General features: G+C 63.6%; 14 protein-coding genes. 3 read left to right on the forward strand and 11 right to left on the reverse strand.

Translation table 11 applies throughout. From position 1 onward, the window contains the following. Position 1: 1 nt before the first annotated feature. The 6 genes from F6X59_RS07160 to ubiE form a co-directional block, all read right to left on the reverse strand. Positions 2-274 (reverse strand): twin-arginine translocase TatA/TatE family subunit, encoded by a 273-nt coding sequence (locus F6X59_RS07160; RefSeq protein WP_103446005.1) that lies wholly within the window; start codon positions 272-274, stop codon positions 2-4. Between the two features lie 25 nt (positions 275-299). Then, positions 300-635, reverse strand: a complete 336-nt coding sequence (locus tag F6X59_RS07165; RefSeq protein WP_152955614.1) for a phosphoribosyl-ATP diphosphatase — start codon at positions 633-635, stop codon at positions 300-302. A 1-nt stretch (position 636) separates the two neighbouring features. Continuing rightward, positions 637-1,029 (reverse strand): phosphoribosyl-AMP cyclohydrolase, encoded by a 393-nt coding sequence (gene hisI / locus F6X59_RS07170; RefSeq protein ID WP_027592414.1) that lies wholly within the window; start codon positions 1,027-1,029, stop codon positions 637-639. 72 nt (positions 1,030-1,101) lie between these two features. Further along, entirely contained in the window at positions 1,102-2,724 is a 1,623-nt protein-coding gene (gene ubiB / locus F6X59_RS07175) for a ubiquinone biosynthesis regulatory protein kinase UbiB (protein ID WP_152955615.1), read from the reverse strand. Beyond that, complete coding sequence (locus F6X59_RS07180; RefSeq protein ID WP_152955616.1) at positions 2,721-3,344, reverse strand: SCP2 domain-containing protein; 624 nt, start codon at positions 3,342-3,344, stop codon at positions 2,721-2,723. The genes ubiB and F6X59_RS07180 overlap by 4 nt, the downstream gene beginning before the upstream one ends. Beyond that, positions 3,344-4,114: a bifunctional demethylmenaquinone methyltransferase/2-methoxy-6-polyprenyl-1,4-benzoquinol methylase UbiE gene (ubiE, locus tag F6X59_RS07185; RefSeq protein WP_152955617.1), complete on the reverse strand. Its 771-nt coding sequence runs from the start codon at positions 4,112-4,114 to the stop codon at positions 3,344-3,346. Before ubiE ends, F6X59_RS07180 begins: the two co-directional genes overlap by 1 nt. Before the next feature lie 125 nt (positions 4,115-4,239). Here ubiE and F6X59_RS07190 point away from each other — a divergent pair, with 125 nt between their 5' ends. Beyond that, on the forward strand, positions 4,240-4,515 hold the full coding sequence (locus tag F6X59_RS07190) for a polyhydroxyalkanoic acid system family protein (protein WP_016712430.1): 276 nt from the start codon (positions 4,240-4,242) through the stop codon (positions 4,513-4,515). 6 nt (positions 4,516-4,521) lie between these two features. On the opposite strand, the gene F6X59_RS07195 is transcribed toward F6X59_RS07190, so the two are convergent. Continuing rightward, positions 4,522-9,240 (reverse strand): DUF6543 domain-containing protein, encoded by a 4,719-nt coding sequence (locus tag F6X59_RS07195; protein ID WP_152955618.1) that lies wholly within the window; start codon positions 9,238-9,240, stop codon positions 4,522-4,524. 179 nt (positions 9,241-9,419) lie between these two features. On the opposite strand from F6X59_RS07195, the gene F6X59_RS07200 reads away from it, so the two are divergent. Together F6X59_RS07200 and F6X59_RS07205 are read left to right on the forward strand one after the other, a co-directional pair. Then, the gene (locus F6X59_RS07200; protein WP_152955619.1) at positions 9,420-9,839 is read left to right on the forward strand and encodes a phasin family protein; all 420 of its coding nucleotides are present in this window, start codon (positions 9,420-9,422) and stop codon (positions 9,837-9,839) included. Between the two features lie 10 nt (positions 9,840-9,849). Continuing rightward, complete coding sequence (locus tag F6X59_RS07205) at positions 9,850-10,611, forward strand: phasin family protein (protein ID WP_152955620.1); 762 nt, start codon at positions 9,850-9,852, stop codon at positions 10,609-10,611. Between the two features lie 69 nt (positions 10,612-10,680). Here the strand turns inward: F6X59_RS07205 and F6X59_RS07210 are convergent, their stop codons facing one another. The 4 genes from F6X59_RS07210 to phaC (F6X59_RS07225) all read right to left on the reverse strand — a co-directional run bounded on the left by F6X59_RS07210 (position 10,681) and on the right by phaC (F6X59_RS07225) (position 15,654). Then, a complete protein-coding gene (locus tag F6X59_RS07210) occupies positions 10,681-11,295 on the reverse strand; it encodes a TetR/AcrR family transcriptional regulator (RefSeq protein ID WP_152955621.1) in 615 nt (204 codons plus the stop codon). 13 nt (positions 11,296-11,308) lie between these two features. Beyond that, positions 11,309-12,991 (reverse strand): class II poly(R)-hydroxyalkanoic acid synthase, encoded by a 1,683-nt coding sequence (gene phaC / locus F6X59_RS07215; RefSeq protein ID WP_152955622.1) that lies wholly within the window; start codon positions 12,989-12,991, stop codon positions 11,309-11,311. A gap of 68 nt (positions 12,992-13,059) precedes the next feature. Further along, positions 13,060-13,911, reverse strand: a complete 852-nt coding sequence (phaZ, locus tag F6X59_RS07220) for a poly(3-hydroxyalkanoate) depolymerase (RefSeq protein ID WP_060509739.1) — start codon at positions 13,909-13,911, stop codon at positions 13,060-13,062. A 63-nt stretch (positions 13,912-13,974) separates the two neighbouring features. Next, on the reverse strand, positions 13,975-15,654 hold the full coding sequence (phaC, locus tag F6X59_RS07225; RefSeq protein ID WP_152955623.1) for a class II poly(R)-hydroxyalkanoic acid synthase: 1,680 nt from the start codon (positions 15,652-15,654) through the stop codon (positions 13,975-13,977). Positions 15,655-15,949 lie beyond the last annotated feature (295 nt).

The following is a 15,949-nucleotide window of genomic DNA, read 5'->3' on the forward strand; positions in this document are numbered from 1 at the left end:
GTCAGTCTTTCCGCTGCGGCTCTTGGACCGGCTGGGCCTGGCCCTCGATGGTGTGGCCTTGCTGCGGCTGGGCAGTGTTCTGCACAGGCGGCACAGGCTGGGCGGGCGGCGGGGTCTGCTCGGCCGGCTTGTTCTCTTCTTCGCTCATGGCCTTGCGGAAGCCCTTGATCGACTCGCCCAGGTCGCTGCCGAAGTTCTTCAGCTTCTTGGTGCCGAAGACCAGGACCACGACGACCAGCAGGACGATCCAGTGTTTCCAGTCAAAAATACCCATGGTGCTCTCCTAGAATACGGTTTGCTCAGGCCGAAGGCTGACGCGAGGCTTTTTCATCATGCCCGGAAAGCCCGAAGCGGCGCTCCAGTTCATCAAGCACGGCTTGCGGATGCTGGCCCAGCGCGCTGAGCATCACCAGGCTATGGAACCACAAATCTGCGGTTTCATAGATGACATCACTGTAATCCTTGCTCACGGCGGCGTCTTTGGCCGCGATGATGGTCTCGACGGACTCTTCGCCGAGTTTTTCGAGGATCTTGTTCAGGCCCTTGTGGTACAGGCTGGCCACATAGGAACTGTCGGGAGCCGCTTGTTTGCGCTCTTCGAGCACTTCGGCCAGGCGGTTGAGGGTGTCGCTCATGTCAGTGTCCTGCGCTGTAGATGGCATCCGGGTCTTTCAGAACCGGGTCGACGGTTTTCCACTGGCCGTCTTCGAAGACGCGGTAGAAGCAGCTTTCGCGGCCGGTATGGCAGGCGATATGGCCCAGTTGCTCGACCATCAGGATGATCACGTCGGCATCGCAGTCCAGGCGCATTTCATGCAGCTTCTGTACATGGCCGGACTCTTCGCCCTTGCGCCACAGCTTGCCACGGGAACGCGACCAGTAGATGGCGCGTTGCTCGGCGGCAGTCAGCGCCAGCGATTCGCGGTTCATCCAGGCCATCATCAGCACGCGTCCGGTCTTGTGGTCCTGGGCGATCGCCGGTACCAGGCCATCGCTGTTCCACTTGATCTCGTCCAGCCAGTCTTTCATCGTCGACTCCAAAGCGGGCCCGCTCCTGTGCCGGGCCCTTTGCGCTAGTGTGCCAGCCAGCAGCGCGGCTGGCTATTGGCGCACGATCAGGTAAAGCCCGGCAGCCAGCATCAGCCATGCCGGCCAAGCGCCAGGCGCGGCCAGGCTGGCGGCCTCGGCGGCGCCGGTGGCCAGTACCGCTCCGCCGCCCAGCAGGCCGGCACCGAGCAGGCGCAGTGCCCAGCGGTCGCCCTGGCGGCGGCGCTCCGGCAGTTGCGGGTCTTCCAGATGCGGCTGTGACAGGCGTTCGAGCAGGTCGCGGGCCATACCGGCCAGGTGCGGTAGCTGCTCGACCCGGCCATGAATGTTGCCGAACACCGCCTTGGGGCTCATGCGGTCGCGCATCCAGCGTTCCAGGAACGGCTTGGCAGTGCTCCACAAGTCCAGGTCGGGGTACAGCTGGCGGCCCAGGCCTTCGATGTTGAGCAGGGTCTTTTGCAGCAGCACCAGTTGCGGCTGGACTTCCATGTTGAAGCGCCGGGCGGTCTGGAACAGGCGCATCAGCACTTGGCCGAAGGAAATATCCTTTAACGGTTTTTCGAAGATCGGCTCGCACACGGTGCGGATCGCCGCTTCGAATTCATTGACCTTGGTGTGCGCCGGCACCCAGCCCGAGTCGATGTGCAGTTCGGCAACGCGGCGGTAGTCGCGCTTGAAGAAGGCGATCAGGTTACGTGCCAGGTAATCCTGGTCCTCGGCGGTGAGGCTGCCGACGATGCCGCAGTCGATGGCGATGTACTGAGGGCTCCACGGCTTGACCGTGCTGACGAAGATGTTGCCCGGGTGCATGTCGGCGTGGAAGAAGCTGTCGCGGAACACCTGGGTGAAGAACACCTCGACGCCACGTTCGGCCAGCATCTTCATGTCGGTGCGCTGGTCGGCCAGGGTGGCCATGTCGGTGACCGGCACGCCGTAGATACGCTCCATCACCAGCACCTTGGGGCGGCACAGGTCCCAGTACACCTGGGGCACGTACATCAGCTCGGAACCTTCGAAGTTGCGCCGCAGCTGGCTGGCGTTGGCCGCCTCGCGCAGCAGGTCGAGCTCGTCGTAGATGGTCTTTTCGTAGTCACCGACGATTTCCACCGGGTGCAGACGGCGGGCGTCGGCCGAGGCGCGCTCGGCGGCCTTGGCTATCAGGAACAGCCAGGCCAGGTCCTGGGCGATGACCGGCTTCAGGCCTGGGCGGACCACCTTGACCACCACTTCTTCGCCACTCTTGAGGCGGGCAGCATGCACCTGGGCGACCGAGGCCGAGGCCAGCGGCTCGACGTCGAAGCGGCTGAACACTTCGCCGACCTTGGCGCCGAGCTGATCTTCGATCATCGCCACGGCTTTTTGCGGGTCGAACGGCGGCACGCGGTCCTGCAGCAGCATCAGCTCGTCGGCGATGTCGGTGGGCAGCAGGTCGCGGCGGGTGGACAGCAACTGGCCGAACTTGATGAAGATCGGCCCCAGGTCCTGCAGCGCCAGGCGCAGGCGCGCACCGCGGCTGAGCTCGGAGGGCTTGCGCGGCAGCCAGCGCCATGGCATCAGCAGGCGCAGGCTGGCCAGCCACCAGGGCAGCAGGGGTTGTTCGAACAACAGGTCATCGAGACGGTAGCGGATCACCACACGCTGGATGCGAAAAAGACGGCGGACGGCGAGCAGCTTCATGCGTTATCGCTGGTATCAAGGGATCGGGAGAGGCGCTTGAGGCGGGCCTCTAGGCGTTCTGTGTCGAGCTTCAGGGTATCGAGTTCGCTGAAGGCAGCTTCAGCTTCGCGCTTGCCGACCAGGGTACGGGACTCTTCGGCCAGGTACTCGGAAAGGTTCTGGCTGAAGCGTGCCAGGCCCTGGCGGGTCCAGCGTGCGCGCAGGCGGATGTGCCCGGCCAGCATGGCCGTGGCAACCGGGCCGAGCCAGCGCTGCAGCTCGTGTTCCCAGTCCAGTTCCAGGTCCTGCAGCACGCCGAACAGGTCGAGCAGCACGGCACTGTCGCCATGCAGTTCGACCTGCGGGCTGTGCAGCACGGCAGCCTTGTCCCTGGCCACGGCCAGTTGCACCAGGCTGCCAGCCGGGGCGCGCAGGCTGCAGTCGACCTCGCCTTCCCAGTGGGCGGCGAGCATCAGGCCTTCTTCATCGGGCAGGATGAACACCTGCAGGGCCGGTTGGCGGCAGTCGATCTCGATGACCTTGCCTTCCAGCGCGGCCAGCCGCGGCAAAGCCGTGCTGTCCATGCGCAGGACGCGGTTCAGGCCATGTTCGACACTGGCGAGCAGCCCGGCCAGCAGCATCAGGGCTTGATTCCCCGGTGCACGGCAACGATGCCGCTGGTCATGTTGTGGTAGGTGACGCGGTCGAAACCGGCCTCGACCATCATGCTCTTGAGGGTTTCCTGGTCGGGGTGCATGCGGATCGACTCGGCGAGGTAGCGATAGCTCTCGGAGTCATTGGTGATCAGCCTGCCGGCCAGCGGCATGAAGGCGAACGAATAGGCGTCGTAGGCCTTGGACATCAGTTTGTTGGTCGGCTTGGAGAACTCCAGGATCAACAGGCGCCCGCCTGGCTTGAGCACACGCAGCATCGAGCGGATGGCTTGGTCCTTGTGGGTGACGTTGCGCAGGCCGAAGGCGATGGTCACGCAGTCGAAGTGGTTGTCCGGGAACGGCAGCTTTTCGGCGTCGGCCTGGACGAACTCGATGTTGCCGGCCACGCCACGGTCGAGCAGGCGGTCACGGCCGACCTTGAGCATCGAATCGTTGATGTCGGCCAGTACCACCTGGCCGGTCGGCCCTACAAGACGCGAGAACTTGGCGGCCAGGTCGCCGGTACCGCCAGCGATGTCCAGCACGCGGCTGCCGGCGCGCACGCCCGACAGTTCGATGGTGAACCGCTTCCACAGGCGGTGCATGCCGCCGGAGAGCACGTCGTTCATCAAGTCGTACTTGGCGGCCACCGAGTGGAACACTTCGGCGACTTTCTTCGCCTTCTGGCTTTCAGGGACGTCCTGGTAGCCGAAATGGGTGGTGGGTTCGGCGTGGTCGCCTTTGCGCTGGTCGTTCATATCGCTTCACCGAAAAAAATTACCGCCCATTCTAGGGCGAACGGGCGGATTTGTCTTGGCGGGGTGTGCCGGGTGGCAGGGGCGGGCATAATGCAGATTATGTCTACAAACCCAGGAACACCCGCATGACCCAGATCAGCGTCGAACGCAAACACTCCCTCGGCCGCGATGCCGCCCGCGCCAAGGCCGAAGCGCTGGTCGACAAGCTCAGCCGTGAATACGACCTCAAGGCCACCTGGAACGGTGACCGGGTCGACGTGGCGCGCAGCGGCGCCAATGGCAGCGTGCACATCGGTGAGGACAGCATCCGCGTAGAGCTCAAGCTCGGCATGATGCTGTCGATGATGAGCGGCACCATCAAGGGCGAGATCGAGCGAGCGCTGGACAAGGCCCTGGCCTGACGGGCATCAGGCGCTGGGGAACGGAATCAGGTCCTTGACCTGCTCGTAAGTCAGGTCGCCGCGGTAGACCTTCAGACGCTCATGCGGGCTGAGAGCATCCTCCAGCTGGGCGTCGCGCACCTTGGCCGTGGCGAACTTCAGATGCCCCTTGGCGAAGTCCCTGGGCGCAGCGTCCTGGCGCGTGTAGTGGAAGTGAGCCTCCCAGAGGATGGCGTTGCTGTTCGATTCCGCCCGGTACAGGGTATAGACGTCGAGGAAGTCTCGTTGGCCCAAGGGGCGGCGGGTCACGGTAGGCCTGATCTCGACCAGGTTGTGCTGCAGCAGAAAGCGCAGCGCCTTGCTGTCGGGGTGGCGAGTGGCCAGGTAGATGGCCTTCAGCCGATTGTGCTTTTCCTTCTGCACGCGCTCGATGGCGGCGTTCAGGTTGTCGAGCAACGTCGGGCTGGATTGACGTTCGAGCTGGCTGGTCAGTGCCGTCAGCCTTTCGATGTGATGGTCGAGCACATCCGTCAGGCTGTTCGGTTCGTCGTCGAACAGCCTGGCTCGGGCAATTTCGTCATCCGTTTCGGCCACCAGGCGGGTGCCCAGGCTGCGCAACGCCTTCTGACTGGCACGTGGCTGTGGCTGCAGCTCGACCCAGGTGCTGCCTTGTGCTTCATATTCGGCAACCGGCTGCATGGCGACGGGGTCGTACTGTACGGCTTTGCCGTCGCGCAGCGTCTCATCCACCAGCAGGGTCTTGTGGCGGGCCGTGCGGATCACCCGCAGCCGTGCGTGGCGCGTGTTCTGTGGCCTGGCCGGGGGCGCTGGCCTGGCCACAGGCCAGTCGGGATGTTGCTCGGCATCCAGGCGGGCGTTGGCGTGGTCCAATGCACGCTCGGCCATGTGCCTGAGCGTCGTCATTTCCCTGATGTAGGCCTGCAGGTGTTGCGTGTTCCAGGCCGGGTCCTCCAGCGTCAGCAGGTATTTCGCCGTGCCCAGTCCTGTTTCGTACTGTTGCAGGCTGCTCTCCAGGATGGCGATCTGGTCTTGCACAGAAGGGTCGGCACGCAACAGGCCATCATGGCTGAGCATGGCCTGATGCATGTCCTTGTTCCGCAGGTTCAGCTGTTCCTGATACATCCTGTCGACGTTCTCGGCATTCAGTTGCATGCGATCCAGGGCCAGTGCCTGCAGGTCGGAGATGATCTGGGCATGCACGACCAGCGTGGAGTAAGGGCGCGTATCGATTACCTCCTTGAGGTGAGTGTGTTTTTGTGGATAGACGATCCGCGGGTCATCCAGGACTTCGGTGATCACCTCGTCCAGCCGTTGGCTGACGGTAAGCAGGCGTTTATGAACGGCCAGGGCATTCTCACGAGTCTGGCGATAAACGCCATAGGCTTGGCGCTGGGGCGACGTGGTCGGTAAACGCGCAATCGCCATGGCCTGCAGGTCGATGCCGTCGTAACTGACTTGCGACAGCAGGCGGGTGTACAACTGGGTATCGTTCCGAATCAGTGTTTCGTACCAGAGCCCGACCTCGGCCTGGTAGTCGACACCGGCAAAACGCCGCATGGCCGGCGTGTTCAGGAAGTTGAGCAGATCGATGTTGGATTGCAGCAGGGCGGCCCGTTGTTCGTAGAGTTTGCTGACGGTCCGTACCGTACCGGCATGAGCTGCCCTGAGGCTGACGCGCTCGGCGCGCATGTCAGCCATGCGTGGCGTTTCGACGGTTGCTTCCCGGCTGTGCTGGCTGCCAAGTTCCATGAGCACTTGCGAGTAGGCCTTTTCATGCTCGTCCAGCGGGGCCAAGCTTGACAGGTTGCTGTTGATCATCGCATCGCATTCCTGGAGCGGCGCTTGATTTTCCAGCAGGGCATTGAGCAGCCTGCGGTATTCGATCTTGTCGGGAGTCGTTACCGGCGCGCCTCCGGCCAGGTTGAAGCTGATCGACCATTCACCGTTCCAGCGGCTTACCCAGTGGCTCATGACACGCTCGCGACCGACAATGTTGTAACCGTCGTCTGTACCGCCTTGGGCGACCCACTCGCCTTTGCTCAGGTCAGGGCCGATGATGCGCTTGCCGTTCCAGCTTTCCTGGACTTCAAAGGCGGCATCGGCGAGCTTCACATAGAGCCGCCCGTCAACCCGGTACAGGCCGCGCAGGCGTCCTTTTTCCAGCGGCACCTGCCCCTGCAGCGACTGCCTGGCCTGGAGCCTGACCAGTGCCTGGCGCTGCTCGGCGGACAACTTGTCCAGGCGCTGGACATCGCCATAGCGACTGCCCCTGAGCAGGACCGACTGTCGTTCAATCATAGCCTCTTGCCAGCTCCGTTCTTGCACGGGGTTCGCTACTTCCACCAGGTTCACGCCGCGTTCGGCCGGTTCGGCGAAGTGCAGTTGTGGAGCGCGCTCAGGCTGGGGCACGGTTTCGGCGCTACGCTGCGCGACCAGCATCGCGAGGTTGGTCAGCAGGTCGGTGGCGGCCATGATCCGCGCATCGTCGCTGCCTTCGGCGAGGGTGTGCAGGTCGTCCGCAGAGGCCGAGAGTGCCACGATCAGCCAGGTGATACCGGCCAGGGGGCCGCGCCACAGGAGTGTGGCGCCATTGAAGATGGCCCAGGCCACCTGCCTGACCAGCTCGCCCTTGATCTGGGCATTGGATGCGCTCCTGCGGGCGGCGAAATGCAGCATGGCATCCACCCTGGCGTCCAGCAGGTGGCCATCCAGGCCGCTGGACCAGGGCGCGAACGCCACTTCGACCGGGTGCCTGGTCTTTTCCAGTGCCAACTCGGTCACCACCGAGCCGAAATTCAGCGTGGCCGCCAGTTCATCCAGGCCGACATGCAAGTGGGGTATGCGCAAGCCACCCTTTTCGTAGATCGGCCGGGCGTTGTCGTCCAGTGCCTCGAGGACGCTCTTCTGCACCTCGGCGTTGCCGCGTACATGCTCCAGCATTCGCTCAAGGCTGGTGAACGCCAGCAGAGGGTCACCGTCGTGGAGGGGGCGGTAAAGCACCCAGCTCTCAGGCAACTGGATCAGGAACATGCCGTGCACTCGGTCGCTGCTTGTCGCGCCGGGCTCCCGACGCAGGGCCAACGGGGCAATGGCTGGCAGTTCATCACCAGCGTCATTGCAAAAGCCCAGTAGCGCCGTGCTCTGGGCTTCGCTCAACTGTTGGTCGAGACGCGCCTTGAGTGTGTCGAAGCGCAAGCGCTGGCGCCATTCCCTGGCGAACTGGACGATACGCTCGTGCTTTCGCGGCTGGGCAGCGACCAGGCTGCGCAGGTAGATGGGATAGTTGCCGCCAATGTCGATCGCACGGATCAGGGCCTCGACATGGCGGACCGTCAACCAGCCCGTGTGGGTCTGGCCTTGGCGTTCGCTGATGCGGGTCATCACCTCGCCGGGCCCGAGGCGGGAAATGGCCAGCGTGGTGAGGCTTTCGGTACGCAGGTATTGGGCTTGCGGCTGCGCGGGCAAGGAGCTGGCAAGCACCTGGTCGATGCTGATGAAGACCTCGTCAGGGTCACAGGGTGTTTCACGCGGATGGTCAAGCCGCATCTGGTCGCGCAAGCGGCGACGGGCGTAGCGCCGTATGTCGTCGATATCACCGAGCGAAGTACTGCCACGGGATTGCCCCTGGCTGGCGGCCAGGTCGAGCAGGGCGCCCTGGTAGGCGAAGCGCTGCTGCGCATCGGCATTCGCCAGCCAGCCTGGCAGCGCGATGGCGGGCAGGCCCGCTACCTGCAAGGGTTGGTCGAGAAAATTGGCGGAAGGGTCGCAGGCCGCGGCGAACGCCATTTCCAGTGCATCGATGGAGGCCACGCCGGTCACCCGCAAGCGCCTGAGATCGTCCAGCATGCCATTGAGCAGTTGCAGGACCTGAAACTGCACGCTGCTCCCGCTTAGCGGTCGCTGCGCCCAGGACAGGCTGTCGAAGCGGTAGCGATCCGCCAGTTCGTCCTGCAGGGCGGCTGCGAAGCCTGCCCGATCGACGTAGCGGCGAATCACCCCGGAGGGTTTGCACCAGAGCACCCGTTGGTCCGAGCCCTTGCCCGGGCTCAGCAGCAGATCTGGCAACAAGCGCGACCAACCTTTGCCGTCGACACTCAAGGTAACCTGGACGACGTTCACGGCCACGTTCTGGCCAGGCCCTTCGAGCATGGCGTAAAGCAAAGCCTGGTCATCGGCATCCAGCCCCTGGCGCGGGATATTGTTCAGCTGGGCAGCCTTGATGAGGTTGCCCAGCCACTGCATGCGCGGGGTATCGGAAAGTTCGTCGACACCGTTCCAGAAGCTGATCTGGGCTTGCGCAAAGGCCTCTGGCAGCTGCACCAGCACATGCTCAAGGTCCGCCTCCAGTTTCGCCATGTCCAGGTCGATACGCGGTTGTCGGCTGCTGTCGCTGCCCTGCGGCTGTGGATGGAAGATGGCGGGCGGGGCGAGTGACAGCGCATCGCTCGCCGTCAGCTGCAGGGGCGTGCCGTTCAGGTAGTGCTGCAGCAGTTCATCCAGCAGCGCGCCTGGGCGGACATCGCCGGCTGCGGATGACGCGCGCACCAGCGCGAATCCGTCGAGCGAAGACAGCTGTGGATAATTGCCCGGGATCATCGGATAACGGTCGATCAAGGCCTTGAAAGCTTCGTCTGCCAGGACTGCGCGCAGGCCCGGGCGCTGGCGGAAGCAGGCCGCAACCGCCTGCTTGAAGGTGGTTGTCGATGATGTGCTGGATGCGTGCATGGGCGGGGCTCCGGTGGAATGAAGCCCAAGACCCTAGCGGGTTGCCCCCACCCGGATGGGGTACATGAATGCAGCGCCTCTACCTTAGGGTGATGTTTCTAATTTTCTTCCCTACCTTGTGCACAAGCCCAACCTCCATGGGCGGTTTTTCCTCCACTCATGAGCATGAGGTACACAGCATGGCCAAAGTGATTGTGAAGAAAAAAGACGAAGCCCTGGGCACGTTGGGTGAAGTACGGGGTTACGCACGCAAGATCTGGCTGGCCGGCATTGGCGCCTACGCCCGCGTCGGCCAGGAAGGCTCCGACTACTTCAAGGAGCTGGTCAAGGCCGGTGAAGGCCTCGAGAAGCGTGGCAAGAAGCGCATCGACAAAGAGCTCGATGCTGCCAACCACCAGCTCGACGAAGCCGGTGAAGAAGTCAGCCGCGTACGCGGCAAGGTCGAAATCCAACTCGACAAGATTGAAAAAGCTTTCGACGCACGGGTAGGTCGCGCCTTGAATCGCCTTGGCATTCCGTCTAAACATGACGTTGAGGCGTTGTCCATCAAGCTTGAACAGCTGCATGAGCTGCTCGAGCGCGTCGCGCACAAACCATAAGGAGAGCAGGATGGCTGGCAAGAAGAATTCCGACAAAGAAGGCAGCTCCTGGATCGGCGGGATCGAGAAATACTCCCGCAAGATCTGGCTGGCAGGGCTGGGTATCTATTCGAAAGTCGACCAGGACGGCCCGAAGCTGTTCGACTCGCTGGTGAAAGATGGCGAGAAGGCCGAGAAGCAAGCGAAGAAGACCGCTGAAGACGTTGCTGAAACGGCCAAGTCCTCGACCACTTCGCGTGTGTCTGGCGTGAAGGACCGCGCACTGGGCAAGTGGAGCGAACTGGAAGAAGCCTTCGACAAGCGCCTGAACAGCGCCATCTCGCGCCTGGGCGTGCCGAGCCGCAACGAGATCAAGGCCCTGCACCAGCAGGTCGACAGCCTGACCAAGCAGATCGAGAAACTGACCGGTGCTTCGGTTACCCCGGTCTCCTCGCGCTCTGCAGCTGCCAAGCCGGCAGCGAGCAAGGCAGCGGCCAAACCACTGGCCAAGCCGGCGGCAAAAACCGCAGCAGCCAAACCTGCAGCGGCTAAACCCGCTGCCAAGACGGCAGCGGCCAAGCCCGCGGCAAAGCCGGCTGCCAAGCCTGTTGCAGCCAAGCCTGCCGCAGCGAAGAAACCGGCGGTGAAGAAGGCCCCGGCCAAACCGGCAGCCGCCAAGCCGGCAGCGCCAGCGGCCAGCGCCGCGCCGGCAGCTACCGCCGCGCCGGCACCTGCTGCGGCCCCGGCCAGCAACCCGCCTTCGGCTCCGGCCAGCACCGGCTCTCTGCTCTGATAGCGGTGTAGCAGCCTTCGCGGGCTTGCCCGCGAAGGCGTCGGCTGCAGCAATGCATCTCCTACCGGCTTACCCCTCGAGATACCTCACCGCCAATTCCTCTGCAGCAGCCCGTGCCTGCACCTCCAGGTGTGGCGCCACCAGCATCATCACCTGGTACACCACAATCCCCACATCCCCTTCGCGCCCCAGCACCCGCTGGTAATCCAACGAGAACATCAGGGTCAGGGTGATCTGCTCCACCAGTTGCCCCAGCGCCTGGGTCTCGCTCAGCACCAACCCCTGTCTCTTGAGGCTGGCCAGCAAGGCCGCCAGCGTACGCTTGAGCGCATTGATCAGGCTGCGCATGCCCCGCGCCAGCTTTGGCAGGCGCCCGGTCAGGTTGGACAGGTCCTGGAACAGAAACCGGTACTGGGCCATGCGCTCGACAATCAGGTGCAGGAACAGCCAGTAGTCCTCGGCCTCCAGGCGCACCTCCAGCGGTGGGTCGAGTAACGGTATCAGCGCTTCCTCGAAGCGGTCGAACAACCCGTGAATCAGAGGCTCCTTGCCGTGGAAGTGGTAATACAGGTTGCCTGGGCTGATGCCCAGTTCGTTGGCGATCTCCAGGGTCGAGACATTGGGTTCGCCCTGCGAGTTGAACAGCTGCAGGGCGCATTCGAGGATACGGTCGCGGGTCTTCATCCAGTCGTGGTGCTCATCGGGTCAGGACATAGGTGCCTGGCGCAGGGCCCAGCGGTGGATAGGTGGCGTTACCCAGCTCCGTGCGTGGCGCCTTGAGCGGGCCGGAGCGCGGCGTGATCCACTCCAGCCACAATGGCCACCAGCTGCCATCGCGGCGCTGCGCGTCATGGAACCAGGCGCGCGGGTCGCTCGATAGCTTGGGGTTTTCCAGGTAGTACGCCTTGGGGTTGCCGGGCGGGTTGATGATGCTCTGGATGTGCCCGCTGTTGGCCAGCACGAACTGCCGGTCGCCACCGAGCAGCAAGGCCGAGCGGTATACCGCGTCCCACGGGGTGATGTGGTCGTTGCTGCCCGCCACGGTGAAGCTGTCGAGGTCGACCTGCTTGAGATCGATCGGTGTGCCGCACACTTCCAGGCCTGCGGCGCGGGTCAACGGGTTGACCTTGAAGAAATCCAGCAGGTCGCCATGCAGGGCTGCCGGCAGGCGTGTGCTGTCGGCGTTCCAGTAAAGAATGTCGAAGGCCGGCGGTGTCTTGCCGAGCAGGTAGTTGTTGACCCAGTAGTTCCAGATCAGGTCGTTGGGCCGCATCCAGGCGAAGATCCGCGCCACCTCGCCACCGTCCAGCACGCCGCGCTGGTAAGAGCGCCGCTTGGCCGCCTCGATGGTCTGTTCGTCGGCGAACAGGCTGGCGGGGCTGTCGAACTTGCTGTCGAGCAGGCTGACCAGGTAGGTAGCGCTGCGGACCCGGCGCAGCTGGTGCTTGGCCTGCAGGTGGCCCTGCAGCGCGGCCATGGTCAGGCCCCCGGCGCAGGCGCCCATCAGGTTCGGGTCACGGTTGCCGCTGATGCTGCGGCAGGCGTTGAGCGCTTCTTCCAGCGCTTGTACATAGCTCGACAGGCCCCACTCACGGTGGCGTGGGTCAGGGTTGCGCCAGCTGACCATGAACACCTGCAAGCCGTTCTTCAGCATGTACTGGACGAAGCTGTTGGTCGGTTGCATGTCGAAGATGTAGAACTTGTTGATCTGTGGCGGCACCACCAGCACGGGCCGGGCATGCTGTTTTTCACTCATCGGCTTGTACTGGATGAGCTCCAGCTGCTCGTTGCGCAGCACCACGGCGCCGGGGGTGGCGGCCAGATTGCCGCCGACTTCGAAGGCGCGCTCATCCACCTGGCGCGGCAGGCCGTCGTTGTGGCGTAAATCATCGAGCAGGTGGGCGACACCGCGCACCAGGCTCTGCCCACCGGTGTTGAACAGTTCCTTGACCGCCAATGGGTTGAGCAGCGAGTTGCTCGGTGCCAGGGCATCGTTGATCAGGTTGAACAGAAAATGCGCACGGGCCCGGTCATCGTCATCCAGATGGCTTTCCTCGATCCACAGGCGGGTCTGTTTCTGCCAGGCCAGGTAGGCCTGCAGGCCACGCCGGTAGAACGGGTTCTGGCTCCACGTCGGATCGCTGAAACGTGCATCACGCGCGCTCGGCTGGTAAGGCGTGTCGCCGAGCATCACCCGGCCCAGCTGGCCGCTCAAGGCCAGCAGGTGGCGAGCTGTGTGCAACGGGTTGCGCAGGCCGTGGCGGCCAACGCTGCGCAAGGTGGAAATCAGGTCGCGACCGCGCACGCCGAGGATGGCGTTCTGCACGTTCATGCTGGTGGCGGGGAGCGTTGACGTTCCTTTGGCCGGTTTTTCTTTCATGGCAACAACTCCCTTGTCAGGCCACGGTCGTACTCATCAGTCGTGCTCGTGCAACAGCAAGCAACAATTCAGCCACCAGAGGCCGGACTGGGGTGCATGACCGCGCGCTGCCGTTCTTGCTGGAGAAACTTCATGATGATGGGGGCGACGGCCTCGGCCCGGGTGATCAGGAACAGATGACCGTCGTCGATAATGTGTAGCTGGGCATTGGGAATTCGCCAGGCCAGCAGGCGCATGTTGATCAGCGGGATCAGCGGGTCGTCGTCGCCGGCCAGCACCAGGGTCGGCTGCTGGATCTTGTGCAGCCAGTGAATGCTGGTCCAGCCAAGGCCGGCGAACAGTTGCCAGTAGTAGCCCAGCTTGCCACCGGAACGCACCTTGGCCGCGTGGTGCATGGCCAGGTCCGGGTCGCGGCGAAAACCGCCGCCATAGATCAGCGGTGCGATGCGGATGACGTGCGATGGCTGCACGTAGCGCCTGGGGCTTGCCATCATCCACAGCACCTTGGGCTTGCCCGGGACCATCACCGCGCCCGCAGCGGTGGCTGCCAGCACCAGCTTCTTGCAGCGCTCGGGGTAGTCGTGGGCGAACTGCTGGGCCAGGGCGCCACCCCAGGACACGCCGATGACATTGACCTGGCCGTAGTCCAGGTAGTCGAGCATGCGCGCGGTCAGCTTGGCCAGGCCAGGGAAGCGGTACGGGTGGCGCGGAGTGGACGAGCCGCCCACGCCGGGTACGTCGAAGGCGATGACTTCCAGGTCCGGGTCCAGTGCCTCGATGAATGGGAACACCAGTTCCAGGTTGGCGCCTATGCCGTTGAAGATCAGCAGCGGCGTCAGGTGCGGCTTGCCCGGGCGCACCGCGGTACGGATGGATTGGTCGTCCAGCTCGACGGTGCGGAATATGTAGGGTAGCGGCATGCGCGTGGCTCTGTGGCTTGAAAATGTACCGTGGCACGCTCCAAGCGGCCACGGCATTGCGACTCAACGCTCGTGGACGTAGGTCCCCGGTGCAGCCTCGCCGGCGGCATAGGCACGGTTGCCCAGGCGCGTCGGTGCCTTCTTCAGGTCGCCGGCGCGCTCGCCCAGCCAGGTCTGCCAGTGCAGCCACCAGGAGTCGGCATGCTTTTCGGCGTTATCCTGCCAGGCCACCGGGTCGCCCGGGCGGTCGGCGCCGGTCATGAAGCGGGCCTTGGGGTTGCCTGGCGGGTTGAGGATGCTCTGGATGTGGCCGCTGTTGGACAGCACGAACTCGATCTTGCCGCCGAACAGGTGCGCCGAGCGATAGCACGATTGCCACGGGGTGATGTGATCGGAGGTACCAGCGACGCTGAAGATGTCGCACTGGACGTTCTTCAGGTTGATGGGCGTGCCGCACACTTCCAGGGCGTCCGGGCGGGTCAGCGGGTTGTTCTTGAACATCTCGATCAGGTCGCCATGGAAAGCGGCCGGCAGGCGCGTGGTGTCATTGTTCCAGAACAGGATGTCGAATACCGGTGGCTCATTACCGAGCAGGTAGTTGTTGACCCAGTAGTTCCAGATCAGGTCGTTGGGGCGCATCCAGGCGAACACCTTGGCCATGTCGCTGCCTTCGAGCACCCCGGACTGGTAGGAGTGGCGCTTGGCCGCTTCGAGCGTCTGCTCGTCGACGAACAGCGCGACCTGGGTGTCCATGGTGGTGTCCAGCACACTGACCAGCAGGGTCAGGGCATTGACCTTCTGCTCACCCAGCGCGGCGTAGTGGCCGACCAGGGCGGTGCAGGTGATGCCGCCGGAGCAGGCGCCGAGCATGTTCAGGTCTTTGCTGCCGGTGATTGCCAGCACCGCGTCGACCGCTTCCTTCAAGGCATCGATGTAGGTCGACAGGCCCCACTCGCGCTGGGCCTTGGTCGGGTTGCGCCAGCTGATGATGAAGGTCTGCTGCTGCGAGCGCAGGCAGAAGCGCGCCAGGCTCTTTTCCGGGCTCAGGTCGAAGACGTAGAACTTGTTGATCTGCGGGGGGACAACCAGCAGCGGGCGGGCATGCACCTGCTCGGTGATGGGGCTGTACTGGATCAGCTCCAGCACATCGTTGCGGTAGACCACGGCGCCTTCGCTGGTGCCGAGGTTCTTGCCGACCTCGAACGCGTCCATGTTCACCTGGCTGGGCATGCCACCGTTGTTGACCACATCCTTGGCCAGGTTGGACAGACCGTCCAGCAGGCTCTTGCCGCCGGTTTCAAAGAAGCGCTTGACCGCCGCCGGGTTGGACAGGGTGTTGGTCGGTGCCATGGCTTCGGTCATCAGGTTGATGACGAACTGGCCGCGGGCGATGTCCTGGGGCGACAGGTCACTGTTGCCGATCCACTCCTGCAGCTCCTTGCGCCAGGCCAGGTAGGTTTGCAGGTAGCGGCGGTAAAGCGGGTTCTTGCTCCAGGCCGGGTCCTGGAAGCGACGGTCGTCACCTTCCGGGGCGAGGCTGGACTTGCCCAGCAGCACGTTCTTCAGCTCCAGGCCGAAGTGCGCCACATGCTTGGCACTGTGCAGCGGCTGGCGCACGGCCTGACGCAGCACGGTACGCGCAGAGCTCAGCAGGTCCTTGCGGCGGATGCCGATGACCGGGTTCAGCCCCAGGGTATTTTCCGAGGCTTGCCGCTGCAACTCATCGTTGTTCTTGTTACTCATCTACGACGCTCCGTTGTCCTGAGACGAGTACCGGATTGCTGTGGCGCAATGCACAGCGGACAGCCCGGTACTGCTACTCGGGTGACCAGTGATAAGGAACAGCGGTGCTGCGGGCCGGATGCATTCGGCGATGAGCTGCGGGGGATTCTGCGTGTGAAGACAGCCTGCTTTCGCTCGCGACCTCTACATACCGACCAGTGCCTGATTGCCTTCAAGGCGATGCAGGGAACTTGCCAGCTCCATTGGTTACCCGACTTTCATGTAATGCGCAAGACAGCCCGTTTAAGAGTTGTCT

Origin of the sequence: Pseudomonas sp. MN1F (genome assembly GCF_009391885.1) — a bacterium.
GTDB lineage: Bacteria > Pseudomonadota > Gammaproteobacteria > Pseudomonadales > Pseudomonadaceae > Aquipseudomonas.